At 33.5% G+C, this 14,625-nt stretch carries 13 protein-coding genes; 11 read left to right on the forward strand and 2 right to left on the reverse strand.

Translation table 11 applies throughout. From position 1 onward, the window contains the following. The first annotated feature begins 63 nt into the window (after positions 1 to 63). The 5 genes from DFQ02_RS12415 (at position 64) to DFQ02_RS12435 (ending at position 5,462) form a co-directional block, all read left to right on the forward strand. Positions 64 to 1,794, forward strand: coding sequence for a phospho-sugar mutase (locus tag DFQ02_RS12415; protein ID WP_181896413.1), 1,731 nt, complete (start codon positions 64 to 66; stop codon positions 1,792 to 1,794). Further along, the gene (locus DFQ02_RS12420; protein ID WP_116524760.1) at positions 1,794 to 3,632 is read left to right on the forward strand and encodes an ABC transporter ATP-binding protein; all 1,839 of its coding nucleotides are present in this window, start codon (positions 1,794 to 1,796) and stop codon (positions 3,630 to 3,632) included. Before DFQ02_RS12415 ends, DFQ02_RS12420 begins: the two co-directional genes overlap by 1 nt. 303 nt (positions 3,633 to 3,935) lie before the next feature. Then, positions 3,936 to 4,478, forward strand: coding sequence for an RNA polymerase sigma factor (locus DFQ02_RS12425; protein ID WP_116524840.1), 543 nt, complete (start codon positions 3,936 to 3,938; stop codon positions 4,476 to 4,478). A 33-nt stretch (positions 4,479 to 4,511) separates the two neighbouring features. After that, positions 4,512 to 5,003, forward strand: coding sequence for a hypothetical protein (locus DFQ02_RS12430; protein ID WP_116524761.1), 492 nt, complete (start codon positions 4,512 to 4,514; stop codon positions 5,001 to 5,003). Between the two features lie 21 nt (positions 5,004 to 5,024). Beyond that, positions 5,025 to 5,462 (forward strand): Spy/CpxP family protein refolding chaperone, encoded by a 438-nt coding sequence (locus DFQ02_RS12435; RefSeq protein ID WP_147297773.1) that lies wholly within the window; start codon positions 5,025 to 5,027, stop codon positions 5,460 to 5,462. A gap of 114 nt (positions 5,463 to 5,576) precedes the next feature. Here DFQ02_RS12435 and DFQ02_RS15345 read toward each other — a convergent pair whose 3' ends face one another. Together DFQ02_RS15345 and DFQ02_RS15350 are read right to left on the reverse strand one after the other, a co-directional pair. Next, the gene (locus DFQ02_RS15345) at positions 5,577 to 5,729 is read right to left on the reverse strand and encodes a hypothetical protein (RefSeq protein WP_245940264.1); all 153 of its coding nucleotides are present in this window, start codon (positions 5,727 to 5,729) and stop codon (positions 5,577 to 5,579) included. 65 nt (positions 5,730 to 5,794) lie between these two features. Further along, positions 5,795 to 6,073, reverse strand: a complete 279-nt coding sequence (locus tag DFQ02_RS15350) for an SCO family protein (RefSeq protein ID WP_317124700.1) — start codon at positions 6,071 to 6,073, stop codon at positions 5,795 to 5,797. Between the two features lie 335 nt (positions 6,074 to 6,408). On the opposite strand from DFQ02_RS15350, the gene DFQ02_RS12445 reads away from it, so the two are divergent. The 6 genes from DFQ02_RS12445 to purL all read left to right on the forward strand — a co-directional run bounded on the left by DFQ02_RS12445 (position 6,409) and on the right by purL (position 14,547). Beyond that, positions 6,409 to 7,620, forward strand: coding sequence for an RsmB/NOP family class I SAM-dependent RNA methyltransferase (locus tag DFQ02_RS12445; RefSeq protein WP_116524763.1), 1,212 nt, complete (start codon positions 6,409 to 6,411; stop codon positions 7,618 to 7,620). A 3-nt stretch (positions 7,621 to 7,623) separates the two neighbouring features. After that, entirely contained in the window at positions 7,624 to 8,733 is a 1,110-nt protein-coding gene (locus tag DFQ02_RS12450) for an endonuclease (RefSeq protein WP_116524764.1), read from the forward strand. Between the two features lie 19 nt (positions 8,734 to 8,752). After that, the gene (locus tag DFQ02_RS12455) at positions 8,753 to 9,613 is read left to right on the forward strand and encodes a fructosamine kinase family protein (RefSeq protein ID WP_116524765.1); all 861 of its coding nucleotides are present in this window, start codon (positions 8,753 to 8,755) and stop codon (positions 9,611 to 9,613) included. A gap of 189 nt (positions 9,614 to 9,802) precedes the next feature. After that, the gene (locus DFQ02_RS12460; protein ID WP_220340283.1) at positions 9,803 to 10,558 is read left to right on the forward strand and encodes a GIY-YIG nuclease family protein; all 756 of its coding nucleotides are present in this window, start codon (positions 9,803 to 9,805) and stop codon (positions 10,556 to 10,558) included. A 22-nt stretch (positions 10,559 to 10,580) separates the two neighbouring features. After that, positions 10,581 to 10,673 carry a hypothetical protein gene (locus DFQ02_RS15450; RefSeq protein ID WP_394343014.1) on the forward strand — a complete coding sequence of 31 codons (93 nt, stop codon included), beginning with the start codon at positions 10,581 to 10,583 and terminating at the stop codon, positions 10,671 to 10,673. A gap of 211 nt (positions 10,674 to 10,884) precedes the next feature. After that, positions 10,885 to 14,547 (forward strand): phosphoribosylformylglycinamidine synthase, encoded by a 3,663-nt coding sequence (gene purL / locus DFQ02_RS12470; RefSeq protein WP_116524767.1) that lies wholly within the window; start codon positions 10,885 to 10,887, stop codon positions 14,545 to 14,547. The last annotated feature ends 78 nt before the right edge of the window (positions 14,548 to 14,625 follow it).

Raw genomic sequence — 14,625 nt, forward strand, 5'->3', positions numbered from 1 at the left:
AAAAATTTTTTAACCCAGTTTTTAATCATTTCATTACTTTTGCATTGTAATTTAACGCGCATCATGATTTATATTGAACCAAAAATTTTAGAGAGAATAAACACCTGGTTAACTCCAGCTTTTGATGAAGAAACTCAGCAATTCATAAAAGATAGTATTGCAAATAATCCTAAAGATATTCAAGAGAGTTTTTACAAAGATTTAGAATTTGGAACCGGTGGAATGCGCGGTATAATGGGCATTGGTACTAACAGAATAAACAAATATACTCTAGGAAAAAGCACCCAAGGATTAAGCGATTACTTAAAGCAGTCATTTCCAGGCGAAAACATAAAAACAGTAATTGCCTATGACTGCAGGCACAACAGCAAAACATTGGCAAAAGTCGTTGCAGACGTATTTTCAGCTAACGGTATTGAGGTTTATTTATTTGAAGACTTACGCCCTACTCCAGAATTATCGTTTGCGGTAAGACACTTAAATTGCCATTGTGGTATTGTTTTAACAGCATCTCATAACCCACCTGAGTACAACGGTTATAAGGTTTATTGGCAAGATGGTGGCCAATTGGTACCTCCACAAGATAGTGAGGTAATTGATGCTATAAATGCTTTAAATTATGCCGATATAAAATTTGATGCCAATAACAATCTTATAAATTACATAGGCGAGACTATTGATAACGCATTTATTGATGCCTCTGTAAAAAATGGAAGCCTAGGTTTAAGCCAAGAGGCCAAAGATGATTTAACCATTGTTTTCACGTCCCTACACGGAACTTCAATCACTGCAGTTCCTGAAACTCTTGAAAGAGCTGGTTATAAAAATGTTCACATTGTTGAAGAACAAAGAATACCAAATGGAGATTTTCCAACGGTAGCATCGCCAAATCCAGAAGAACCTGCGGCCTTAAAAATGGCCTTAGAATTAGCTGATGAAGTAGGTGCAGATATTGTTATTGGAACAGATCCTGATTGTGACAGACTTGGGGTTGCTGTTAGAAATTTAAAGGGAGAGTTAACACTTTTAAATGGAAATCAGACTATGGTAATGATGACCGATTTCCTTTTAAACCTTTGGAAGAAAGAAGGTAAGATTAAAGGAAAGGAGTTCATTGCTTCAACCATTGTATCTACTCCAATGCTCACAAAGATGGCGGAAGCTTATGGGGTTGAAAGTAAAATTGTTTTAACTGGCTTTAAATGGATTGCCAAATTAATAAAAGATCATCCTCAATTACAGTTTATAGGTGGTGGTGAAGAGAGTTTTGGTTATATGGTTGGTGATTTTGTTCGTGATAAAGATGCGGTTACCTCTACCCTTTTAGCCATAGAAATTGCAGCTCATGCCAAAGCAAATGGAAGTTCTGTTTATGAAGAGCTTATTAAACTTTATGTTGAGCATGGTTTCTACAAAGAAAAATTGGTATCATTAACTAAAAAAGGTATTGAAGGTGCCGAAGAAATCAAAAAAATGATGGTTGATGCCAGAGAAAATCCTTTAACCGAAGTCAATGGCGCTAAAGTTGTAAAAGTTGAAGATTACCAATTATCAGTTTCAAAAAATATGGTTACTGGTGAAGAAAGTGTTATTGACATACCAAAATCTAATGTACTCATTTATTACACAGAAGATGGTACTCAAGTAGCACTAAGACCAAGCGGCACAGAGCCAAAAATAAAATTCTATGTGAGTTCTAATACCAAACTAGACAATGTAGCAGCTTTTGAAGCTACGGAACAAGAATTGAAAAATAAAATTGATGCTATCCTTAAGGATATGAATCTTATTTAATGAATCAATTTTATAAAATACTATGGTATGCAAAACCATACACGAGTTTTGCCTTAGGACACATTATTTCTAATGTGTTTTTTGCTTTATTTGGCACCCTTTCTTTTGTGGCTCTTATGCCAATGTTGGATGTAATTTTTGAAAAAGAAAAAGTAATTCCTGATTCAAAACCTGTATATGAGGGTATTACAGAAATAGGCCATTTTGCTGAAAACTCTCTGGCTTTCTACATGAATGAGTTTACCGGTGGCGATAAATCTAAAGCACTTATTTTTGTAATCATTCTAATTGTAATCACCTTTTTACTTAAGAATATTTTTGGCTATTTAGCTAATTACTTCATGGTATTTTTAAGAAATGGTGTTATTAGAGATATTAGGAATGAGGTTTATAAAAAGGTTTTGTACCTGCCGCTATCTTATTTTTCAGAAAAACGAAAAGGAGATATCATTGCTAGAGTTACTGGAGATGTAAATGATTTACAATACTCTATGCTCCCAGTACTGGAACTAATTGTTAGAGAACCGCTCACCATAATTTTTACGCTAACAGCAATGCTTATAATAAGCACCAAATTAACTTTATTTGTTTTTGTGTTTATACCCATTATGGGATTCATTATTTCTAAAATTGGTAAAAGCCTAAAACGAAAGTCAGATAGAGTACAAAAAGAGCAAGGGCTATTTTTATCAACTTTAGAAGAAACCCTCTCTGGTCTAAGAATTATTAAAGGTTTTAATGCTGAAGAAAAATTCAACAGGCATTTTAATGAATCTACAGAGAGATACTACAACTTTTCAAATAAACTATTAAACAGACAAAACCTAGCATCTCCAATTAGTGAGTTTTTAGGCATCTGTATGATTTCAATTATTTTATGGTATGGTGGTAATTTAATTATTGGTGAAGGTTCAAATTTGTTTTTAGATGGTAGTAAATTCATTGTTTATATTGGTTTAGCATATAATATTCTTACCCCTGCAAAAGCCATATCTAGAGGTATGGTGAATGTTAAAAAAGGAGGAGCTGCAGCAGAGAGAATTCAGGAAATTCTAGATTCTGAAAATCCGTTAAAAGATACATTTAGTGCTCTAGAAAAAGAAGGTTTCAACTCTAAAATAGAGTTTAAAAATATTTGGTTTAAATACAAAGACGAGTTTGTTTTAAAAGACTTTTCATTAACCATTCCTAAAGGAAAAACAGTAGCATTAGTTGGGCAATCTGGTAGTGGAAAATCAACCATTGCCAACCTTATCACAAGATTTTACGATGTTAATAAAGGACAAATTCTTATTGATGGTGTTGATATTAGAGATTTAACCTCTACATCTTTAAGAGCACAATTAGGGTTGGTGACTCAAGACGCAATACTTTTTAATGAAAGTATTAAAGAAAACCTCCTATTAGGCAATGAAATGGCTACAGACCAAGATATAATAGATGCCTTAAAAATAGCGAATGCTTGGGAGTTTGTTAAAGATTTACCCGAAGGCATTGAAACTAACATTGGTGATTCTGGAAACAAACTTTCTGGTGGACAAAAACAACGTTTAAGTATTGCTAGAGCTGTTCTTAAAAGTCCACCAATAATGGTACTAGACGAAGCTACTTCGGCTTTAGACACCGAAAGCGAACGTTTGGTTCAAGTGGCTTTAGAGAATATGATGAAAAACAGAACCTCTATTGTGATTGCACATCGTCTATCTACCATCCAAAACGCTGATGAAATTGTTGTACTAAACAAAGGTGAAATAGTTGAACAAGGAAAGCACAATGAGCTAATAAATAAAAAAGGTACTTACAAAAAACTGGTTGATATGCAAAGCTTAGAAGTTTAGATTGTATGTAATATCAAACTATATAGAAAAGCAAAAAAGGATAGTGATTTGGGCAACTATCCTTTTTTTTGTTCATTGTTAGATTTGGGGACAACTAACACATAAGTAGGTTTCTGATACAAACATAAAACAAATAAAAATTACTGGCAAGAAAAAAATGTTTTTTATCGATATAAAATGTATTTCATCGATTTTATAATTGTAAAAATCATAATATCAACTAATTAACATTCCCAGAGGATTCTAATTTTTTTCAATTAAACTTTTACTATATTTAGTTAGTCTAAAGACTAAATTTTGTTTGTGTTAAACGAAGAAGAACTTTTACAACAACTTAAATCTGAAATTCATAAAGAACAAGCTTTTAGAGCTCTAATAACGCTTTACAAAGAACGCCTTTATTGGCATATACGTAATATTGTGAAGTCTCATGACGATGCAGACGATGTGTTACAGAACACTTTCATTAAGATTTTTAAAAATATCAATAATTTTAAAGGCGATAGTAAATTGTATTCGTGGATGTACAGAATAGCAACAAATGAATCGATTACATTCATTAACAAAAACGCCAAACGACTCCAAATAAGTACTGAACAGGCTCAAAAGTTGGCTGTAAATAATCTTGCTTCCGATGTTTATTTTGAAGGAAATGAAATTCAATTAAAGCTGCAACAAGCTATTGCAACATTGCCAGATAAACAACAAATGGTTTTTAATATGAAATATTTTCAAGATTTAAAGTACAAAGAAATGGCAGATATTTTAAAAACTAGTGAAGGTGCCTTAAAGGCATCTTATCACATCGCAGTAAAAAAAATTGAAACCTATTTAACTCAAGATTAAACCTTTAAAACATTTATTAGTCTTACAGATAAGATGAAAAAGAATAAATTACATAATATAAAAAATAGCGGTTTTAAAGTGCCCAATGGGTATTTCAATAATATTGAAGACCAAATTACAAATAGGTTCAAATTAGAAGAACGCTCTAACACTACTGGCTTTAAAACTCCAGAGCATTATTTTGATGATCTAGAAGACACCATTTTAGATAAAATTTCTAGAGAAAATGAACCTAAAGTTATTAAATTATTTAACAAGAAAACTATTGTGTATGCATCCAGCATTGCAGCAGCAGTTTTATTACTAATTAGTTTGACACTATTTGATAGTAAGATTACGTTTGATGACTTAGATAATGAAACCGTTGAAAATTACCTCTTATATGAAAATATTGATTCTTATGAAATTGCTTCTTTTTTGGATGAAGAAGATTTAAAAGAAGAAAATTTTGTAGAGTTTAACATCGATGAAGATGCGGTTGAAGATTATATCTTTGATAATTTGGATGTAGAAGATTTATATTAACAGAAAAATTAAATTTAGAGTATGAAGACATATTTACTCCCTTTATTAATATTCGTATTGTCATTAAACCTATCCGCTCAACAATCGGATAGAGAAAAAATTGAAACACTCAAAGTATCCTTTATTACTGAACAATTGGATTTAACCAAAGAAGAAGCCCAGAAGTTTTGGCCTATTTATAATGCGTTCGACAAAAAAAATCATACCATAAGACATCAAGAAATGAGAATTATAAGGAAAGAAATAAAAGATAACCTTAGCTCAATGACTGATGCAAAAGCAGAAGAATTATTGAATAAACTAATCAGTATAGAATCTCGTTTACACAAAAATAGATTAGAGTTTGCTACTAAGATTAAAACTATTTTATCTCCTAAAAAGGTCATTAAACTAAAGGTTGCTGAAGAAGATTTTAAAAGAAAAATGTTCAACCAGTTTAAAAACCGAAGAGGTGGCTAATGAAGAAATGACTCTAAAAGATAAAGAGAAGCTAATAGCTTCTCTTTTTTTATTCTCCTGCTCCATATCAATTACAAAGCTTCCTAAAAAAATAATAATCTAACCAACAAAAGATTAAGATTCTTTCCTCAAAATATCTATATGTCTGTGTAAACGTTCTACATCAACTGGAAGTGTTCCATTATAAACACCGCGAATATGTCCCTCTTTATCAACCAAAATAAAATTTTCTGTATGAATAAAACTGCTCTTATCTTGAGTTTTCACAAAGTCTTCATCAGTAAAGTAACCAGTTCTGGCTATATCATATAAAGCCTCTTTATCTCCTGTTACTAAATGCCATTTTTAACATCTACATTATTATTTTGAGCATACTCCCATAATAATGGCACCGAATCACGCCATGGCATTACTGTAAGAGACAACAGGATAATATCACTGTCCTTTTTGTATGTTTCTTGAATTTTACTCATGTTTTTAGTAAGCTTTGAACAAATACCTGGGCAACTAGTAAAAAAGAAATCAGCTATATAGATTTTCCCTTCAAAAATTTTATTGGTTACTAGTTCGTTATTTTGATTAACAAACTTGAAATCAGGAATTTTATGAATAGCTTTATCCCAATTTGGAGTAAAATCTGCAGAATTAAAATAGGGTAATCTAGATACTTGCTTTGGTTTTTAATCTCCTTTTTACAAGAATAAAGGAATAAAATATATAATAGTATTACAGTGTGTATCATTATTCTGTGTTTGAGTGGTATCCTCTCCACTTGAACAAGCATTGAAAATCAATAATAATAAGACTGGTAATAGTAATAAGTTTTTTGGTAATTCCATATCTTAAGTTTTTATTTAAGACTGAACAACTCAAAAAAGGTTTAAACTAGTTATACCAATCATTTTTATAACATAAAGCATTACCTTTGCTGTCTTATTTTAATAAAATGCGCTTACACAGAAATTTATGCTTTGCGGTTATTGATGGATTGACCGATATTTTTAACGAAGGACAATATGCTGACAAGGTTATTCAACAGCTTTTAAAAAGAGACAAACGCTGGGGAAGTAGAGACAGAGCTTTTGTAGCCGAAACCACTTATGATATTGTACGATGGAAACGTTTATACGCCGAAATTGCAGAAGTAAAAGAACCTTTTAACAGAGATAATCTATGGCGTATGTTTGCTGTTTGGGCTACTTTAAAAGGAATTAGATTACCAGATTGGAAGTATTTTGAAAACACACCTACCAGAAAAATAAAAGGACGATTTGATGAACTTTCTAAAATCAGAAAGTTTAGAGAATCTATCCCTGACTGGATTGACGCTATTGGTATTGAGGAATTAGGTGAAAAAAAATGGACACTGGAAATTGCTGCTCAAAACCAACAAGCCGATGTTATCTTGAGGGTGAATACATTGAAGACCACCAAAGAAAACTTACAAAACATTCTATTCGATCAAAACATTGAAACCGAATTTATTAAAGGTTATCCCTCAGCACTGAAACTAAAAGAACGCTCCAATGTTTTTGTAACCGATGCTTTTAAAAATGGGATGTTTGAAGTACAAGATGCCTCATCTCAATTAGTGGCAGACATCCTTGATGTTAAACCTGGTATGAAGGTAGTAGACACTTGCGCCGGTGCTGGAGGAAAAACATTGCACATTGCTTCTTTAATGGAAAACAAGGGACAAATTGTGGCCATGGATATTTACGAAAGTAAACTTAAAAAGCTTAAAGTTAGAGCGCGACGTAACGGGGTTCACAACATAGATTTAAAAGTCATCGATTCTACTAAGCCTATCAAAAAGCTTTATAATAAAGCAGATCGTGTTTTAATTGATGCCCCTTGTTCTGGTTTAGGCGTTTTAAGAAGAAACCCTGATGCCAAATGGAAATTAGAACCAGAATTTTTAGACCAAATAAGAGGTGTTCAAAAAGACATTTTTCAACAATACTCTAAAATGGTGAAATCTGGTGGTAAATTGGTGTATGCCACTTGTTCTGTGTTACCTTCGGAAAACGAAAATCAAGTTAAGACTTTTTTAACATCAGAATCAGGAAAAGAATTTAACTTTGTGAAAGACAGAAAGGTACTTGCTCATGAATCTGGATATGATGGTTTTTATATGGCACTTTTAGAGAAAAAATAATTTATGAAGTATTTTTACTTTTTATTTTTCTTAAATTTTTCTATGGGATTTTCTCAAATCCCTAGTGGTTATTATGATTCTGCCACTGGTACTGGGACTACTTTAAAAACACAATTATTTAATATTATAAATAATAACACAAATAGTATGTCTACAGCTAACTATGGTGATTTATGGACACTCTACAATCAGTCTGCCTTTAAGGACAATTATTATGATAATGATCAAACAATCATAGATCTATACACAGAAATTCCCTCTGGCTCAGACATCTATAGTTTCACACCTATAACTAACCAATGTGGTAATTATAGTAACGAAGGTGATTGCTATAATAGAGAACATGTAATTCCAAGCTCTTATTTTGGCGGAAAAGATTCATACCCTATGTACTCTGATGCTCATTTTGTATTTCCATCTGACGGATATACAAACGGACAACATGGTAGTTTTCCTTATGGTGTAGTTAACAGTGCAACATTTACCTCTTCTAATGGTACTCAAAAAGGAAACAATTTAAATTCAGGGTATTCTGTTGGTTATACAGGAACCGTGTTTGAACCTATTGATGAGTTTAAGGGTGATGTGGCTAGAGCATATTTTTATTTTATTACTTGTTATGAAGACCAATTGTCAACATTTTACAGTAACTTTTCGGCTAGTGATGTGAGTCCTATGTTTGATGGATTATCCTATCCCGGTCTTAGTTCCACATTCCTAAATATTTTACTAACTTGGAATACTTTAGACCCTGTTAGTACTTACGAACAAAATAAAAATAATGATATTTATGTATTTCAAGGTAATAGAAACCCCTTTATAGACAATAATAATTATGTAAACGAAATCTGGGGCACTCCATTAAGTATAGAATCTTTCTCAAAATTAGAACTTACTATATACCCCAATCCGCTAAATGGAAACCACTTGAATATTGGTACTAAAAAAGCTTTAGAAGTTGAGATCTTTAATGTATTAGGAAAGTCTATCTTAAAGCAATCTATTTCTCCAAAGTTCAACCGAGTAAATGTTGAAGATTTAAGTAATGGCATTTATTTGGTGCGATTATCAAATGAATTTGAAACTATTACTAAGAAGTTAATTAAGAGGTAATTCTTTCTTATTTTTATGCATGCTCAATCATGCGTTTACAAAACATCTTGAAGATATACTTTCTGAAAAAGTGGAAACCGTAAAACCTGTCTCTGGAGGGGATATTTCTAAAGCATACAGAATTGCCACATCCTATTCAAATTATTTTTTAAAGCTGAACGGAGCAGACAAGTTTAATATGTTTAAAACTGAAGCTTACGGTTTAGAACTGATTGCTAAAACCAATACTGTAAAAACTCCCAGAGTTTTAGCTTTTGATGTCTTTGAAAATTCGGCTTTTTTATTGATGGATTTTATAGATTCTAAATCAGCCTTACCAAAAGACTTTATAACATTAGGAGAACAATTGGGGGCTCTTCACCAAAACACTTCTAAATGTTTTGGTTTAGATAAAAACAACTACATTGGAAGCCTAAACCAATCCAATAATAAACATTTGAATTGGGATGATTTTTTTATTGAAGAACGTTTATTACCTCAACTAATACTAGCAAATAGTAAAGGACTATTAAATTCAAAAGAAACCCCATCAATAAACACAATGAAAGGGGCTTTAAAACCTCTATTTGAAAATATCCAACCGTCACTTTTACATGGCGACTTATGGAGTGGTAACTACCTTATTGGTTTAGATGGCACACCTTATCTTATAGATCTAGCCATTTATTACGGACATAACGAAGTTGATATAGCCATGACCAAACTTTTTGGTGGGTTCTCCAATGATTTTTACAAGGCTTACTACAATATTTTACCACCAGATACCCCCACAAATCAAAGAATAGATATTTATCAATTGTATTATTTGTTGGTACATTTGAATTTGTTTGGGAGGAGTTATTATGGTTCTGTGATTTCTGTTTTAAAGAAACACTTTTAACATTCCTGTCATTCCTGCGGAGGCAGGAATCCACAACATTTAACCAAATGGATTTCTCATCAAGTGCGAAATGACAAAAGGCTTGATTTTGTAGAAATTTTCAACTAATATTGTTGTTACTGCTAACTAAGGGCAAGTATTGTATTTAATAAAAAAATTATTCATTTAAACTAAAATCAAAGACATCAAATGGGAAAAAAACTAACGGTATACATGATAGACGGAACAGCATATGGCCCTAGATTAAGTGAGATTGGAAATTGGGTTGGTAAAGCTATCTATTCACCTAGAGCATCTGTTAATAAAATTATGAATCGAGCAGAATTTGATAACCCCGGTATCTATTGCCTAAAAGGCGACCCCACAGACGACGCTTTTGATGAAAAAATCTATATAGGAGAAGCAGAAAATATTAGGTCTCGTTTAAAACAACATTTGAGTGACCCCAACAAAGATTTTAAAGAGCTAATTTTTTTCGTGAGTAAAGATGAGTTACTAACAAAAACCCAAATTAGATACTTAGAATCAAGATTAGTACAGCTTGCTCTTGCCGCAAAAACAGCTCAAATTGATAATGGCAACTCACCGAGTTTGCCTACTCTTCATGAAGCAGACATATCTGATATGGAATACTTCCTTGAACAAATAAAGTTAATACTGCCTGTAATGGGTTTTAAATTCCTTATCTCCTCAACTGTTGACCAAAATCAAGTAGAAACAAAAGAAGAAAGTAAGGTTCATGAATCGTACTTTATAAAAACTAGAACTTTTAAGGCTATCATGACTGAGACTGACCAAGGCTATATAGTAGCTAAAGGAAGTGAGGCAAAAAAGAACCTTTCAAACTCATGCACAGAAACATATAGAAACATGAGAAGAAAGTTAGTTGAAACAAGAATTATGGTAGAAAATGGTGATAAACTTATTTTTGGATACAGTTTTTAATAGCCCAAGCGCAGCATCAAATATGGTACTTGGACGGAACTCAAATGGTTTTACAGAATGGGTAAACAAAAAAGGACTAACATTTAAGGAGGTTCAGGAAAAAATAAACAACTAATTACAACAATAAGCCTTGTGATTTTTGGGCATTTCATCTTTTCTAAACAATGAAAAGGCAAAAGAAAGTCCCAAATAATTCCCCTTAAATCAAAACCTACCTTTGTTAAAAACCCTGTTAACATCACCCTGTCCTTTAAATAAAAAATAGATATTGAATCGTTAAAAAAGTGTATTTTTGCATTTTCATTTTTCATATAAAAATCATAATAATGATTCATTTCTTTGGAAACACCAATAGCAAAGTATTTGCTGTACAATCATCAGAAGAATTATCTGCTGAAACAATCTCAAAATTAACCTGGTTATTTGGCAACCAACCTAAAATAGAGCAAGCATCATTAGATGCTTTTTTTGTTGGTCCCAGAGCTGCTATGATTACCCCTTGGAGTACCAATGCAGTGGAAATTACCCAAAACATGGGGATTTCTGGAATTATTAGAATTGAAGAATTCCAAGCGGTTTCTGAAGATTTCAAAGATTACGACCCTATGATTTCTGAAAAATTCAACGGACTGAATCAAGAATCATTTACCATAAACATCAAGCCAGAGCCTATTTTAGATATTAAGGACATTGCGGCTTACAACATTCAAGAAGGATTATCTTTAAGTGACGAGGAAGTGGCTTATTTAGAAGGTGTTGCAAAAAAAATTGGTCGGCCATTAACCGATTCTGAAGTATTTGGATTTTCACAAGTAAACAGTGAACATTGTCGTCATAAAATATTCAATGGTACGTTTGTGATTGATGGTGAAGAAAAACCAACATCACTATTCAAATTAATCAAGAAAACATCTGAGACAAATCCTAACGACATCGTTTCGGCCTATAAAGACAACGTAGCTTTTATTCAAGGACCTGTAATTGAGCAATTTGCGCCTAAACGTGCTGATATTCCTGATTACTATACCACCCAAGATTTTGAATCGGTAATTTCATTAAAAGCGGAAACGCATAACTTCCCAACCACCGTAGAGCCTTTTAATGGCGCTGCAACGGGTTCTGGTGGAGAAATTAGAGACAGATTAGCAGGTGGAAAAGGTTCTATACCACTAGCGGGAACTGCGGTTTACATGACCTCATATTCGCGTTTGGAAGAAAATCGTCCTTGGGAAAATGCTTTTGAAGAACGTGATTGGTTATACCAAACTCCAATGGATATTTTAATCAAAGCCTCTAATGGTGCTTCAGACTTTGGAAACAAGTTTGGTCAGCCATTGATTTGTGGTTCGGTATTGACTTTTGAGCATGAAGAAGATGCACAAAAATTAGGTTTCGACAAAGTAATTATGTTAGCGGGTGGTATTGGTTATGGTAAAAAAGACCAAGCTTTAAAGGATACCCCAAAAACAGGAGATAAAATTGTCATACTTGGTGGTGAAAACTACCGCATAGGTATGGGGGGCGCAGCGGTTTCAAGTGCAGATACTGGCGAATTTGCCTCTGGTATTGAGTTAAATGCTGTACAACGTTCTAATCCTGAAATGCAAAAACGTGCTGCCAATGCGGTTCGTGGTATGGTAGAAAGTGATGAAAACCTAATTGTTTCTATTCATGACCATGGTGCTGGCGGACACTTAAACTGTTTGTCTGAATTGGTTGAAGATACGGGTGGTAAAATTGATTTAGACGCCCTACCTGTTGGTGACCCTACCCTATCTGATAAAGAAATTATTGGTAACGAATCTCAAGAACGTATGGGATTGGTTATTTCTGAAGAACATATTGATATCCTAAATAAAATAGCCGATAGAGAGCGTTCACCAATGTACACCGTTGGACATGTTACTGGTGATGATAGATTTACCTTCCAATCAAAAACCAAAGGGAATACCCCTATGGATTTAGCCATGGAAGATATGTTTGGAAGCTCACCAAAAACCATCATGACCGACAATACAGTTGAACGTAATTATGCAGATGTTGCCTATAACTCCAATGATTTTTATACCTATCTAGACCAAGTTTTACAATTAGAAGCTGTGGCTTGTAAAGACTGGTTAACAAACAAAGTAGACCGTTGTGTGGGTGGTAAAGTAGCCAAACAACAATGTGTGGGACCATTACAAATCCCATTGAATAACGTAGGTGTTATGGCACTGGATTTTAAAGGGAAGGAAGGTATTGCTACCTCCATTGGGCACTCTCCAGTATCAGCTTTAATTGACCCTGTTGCCGGTAGTAGAAATTCCATTACAGAAGCGTTAACCAACATCATTTGGGCACCATTAAAAGACGGCTTAAAAAATGTGTCGTTATCTGCCAACTGGATGTGGCCTTGTAAAAACGAAGGTGAAGATGCCAGATTATATGAAGCCGTTCAAGCGGTTTCAGAATTCTCTATTGATTTAGGCATCAACATTCCAACAGGAAAGGATTCGCTTTCTATGAAACAGAAATACCCAAATGGTGATGTGATTTCTCCAGGTACCGTAATCATTTCTGCCGGGGCCAACTGTGACGATATTAATAAAGTGGTTGAGCCTGTTTTAAAGAAAAACGGTGGTGATATTTATTATATCAATATTTCTCAAGACGATTTTAAATTAGGAGGTAGTTCCTTTGCTCAAATCGTTAATAAAATTGGAAAGGAAGCGCCAACAGTTAAACATGCAGGTTATCTAAAAACCGTATTCAATACCATTCAGAATTTAATTAGAGACGAACAAATTGTTGCAGGACATGACGTTGCTTCTGGTGGATTAATCACCACACTTTTAGAGTTATGTTTTGCTGATACTAATATTGGTGCAGAATTAGACCTATCAGACTTAAATGAAAAGGATTCATTCAAGTTATTGTTCGCTGAAAATGCAGGTATCGTTATTCAGGCGAAAGACGGTTCTATTGAAAAAGTGCTTTCTGATGCTAATATTGCATTCAACAAAATTGGTTCGGTTACTGAAAGCGACACACTAAGTGTGATTAATAATACTGATGTGTTTACCATGACTATTTCTAGATTAAGAGATGTTTGGTATAAGACGTCTTTCTTATTAGACCAAAAGCAAACGGCTAACAGTCTAGCTGAAGCGCGTTACAACAATTACAAAAACCAACCTTTACAATACACATTCCTTGAAAACTTTACTGGGAAATTACCTATAATAGACTCAAGCAAGCCAAGACCGAAAGCGGCGATTCTTCGTGAAAAAGGAAGTAACTCTGAGCGCGAAATGGCAAACGCTATGTATTTAGCTGGATTCGATGTTAAAGATGTTCATATGACCGACTTAATTTCTGGTCGTGAAACCTTAGAAGACATTCAGTTCCTGGGTGCTGTTGGTGGATTCTCAAATTCAGACGTTTTAGGTTCTGCTAAAGGTTGGGCAGGTGCCATTAAATACAATGAAAAAGCGAGACAAGTCATTAGAAATTTCTTTGACAGGGAGGACACACTTTCTGTTGGAATCTGTAATGGTTGTCAGCTTTGGATGGAATTAGATCTCATTAATCCTGAGCATGAGATTCATGGTAAAATGCACCATAATGATTCTCATAAACACGAAAGTTCATTTACTTCGGTTAAAATCCAGGAGAATAATTCAGTGATGTTATCATCATTGGCTGGAAGTACTTTAGGTGTTTGGATTTCTCATGGTGAAGGTAAGTTCAGTTTACCATATTCTGAAGACCAATATCATATTGTTGCTAAATATGGTTATGAAGGGTATCCTCATAACCCGAATGGATCTGACTTTAACACCGCTATGATGTGTGATAAAACAGGACGTCATTTAGTAACTATGCCACATATTGAACGTTCTACGTTCCAATGGAACTGGGCAAATTACCCAGATGAACGCAAAGATGAAGTTTCTCCTTGGTTGGAAGCCTTTGTTAATGCTAGAAAGTGGGTTGAGAAACACTAATCTTATTTTCTTACTAGTCATACTTAACATAGTAAAAGTGATTTATTGACACCTTTTTGATAATTAGATGCTGAATGA

The sequence above is a fragment of the Seonamhaeicola aphaedonensis genome (genome assembly GCF_003386195.1).
Classification (GTDB): Bacteria; Bacteroidota; Bacteroidia; order Flavobacteriales; family Flavobacteriaceae; genus Seonamhaeicola; species Seonamhaeicola aphaedonensis.

Excerpts from the sequence above, each read along its gene's own strand:
- DFQ02_RS12415 (WP_181896413.1), top strand. The coding sequence starts at position 64 with ATGATTTATATTGAACCAAAAATTTTAGAGAGAATAAACACCTGGTTA.
- DFQ02_RS12420 (WP_116524760.1), top strand. The coding sequence starts at position 1,794 with ATGAATCAATTTTATAAAATACTATGGTATGCAAAACCATACACGAGT.
- DFQ02_RS12430 (WP_116524761.1), top strand. The coding sequence starts at position 4,512 with ATGAAAAAGAATAAATTACATAATATAAAAAATAGCGGTTTTAAAGTG.
- DFQ02_RS12435 (WP_147297773.1), top strand. The coding sequence starts at position 5,025 with ATGAAGACATATTTACTCCCTTTATTAATATTCGTATTGTCATTAAAC.
- DFQ02_RS12445 (WP_116524763.1), top strand. The coding sequence starts at position 6,409 with ATGCGCTTACACAGAAATTTATGCTTTGCGGTTATTGATGGATTGACC.
- DFQ02_RS12450 (WP_116524764.1), top strand. The coding sequence starts at position 7,624 with ATGAAGTATTTTTACTTTTTATTTTTCTTAAATTTTTCTATGGGATTT.
- DFQ02_RS12455 (WP_116524765.1), top strand. The coding sequence starts at position 8,753 with ATGCTCAATCATGCGTTTACAAAACATCTTGAAGATATACTTTCTGAA.
- DFQ02_RS12460 (WP_220340283.1), top strand. The coding sequence starts at position 9,803 with ATGGGAAAAAAACTAACGGTATACATGATAGACGGAACAGCATATGGC.
- DFQ02_RS15450 (WP_394343014.1), top strand. The coding sequence starts at position 10,581 with ATGGTACTTGGACGGAACTCAAATGGTTTTACAGAATGGGTAAACAAA.
- purL (WP_116524767.1), top strand. The coding sequence starts at position 10,885 with ATGATTCATTTCTTTGGAAACACCAATAGCAAAGTATTTGCTGTACAA.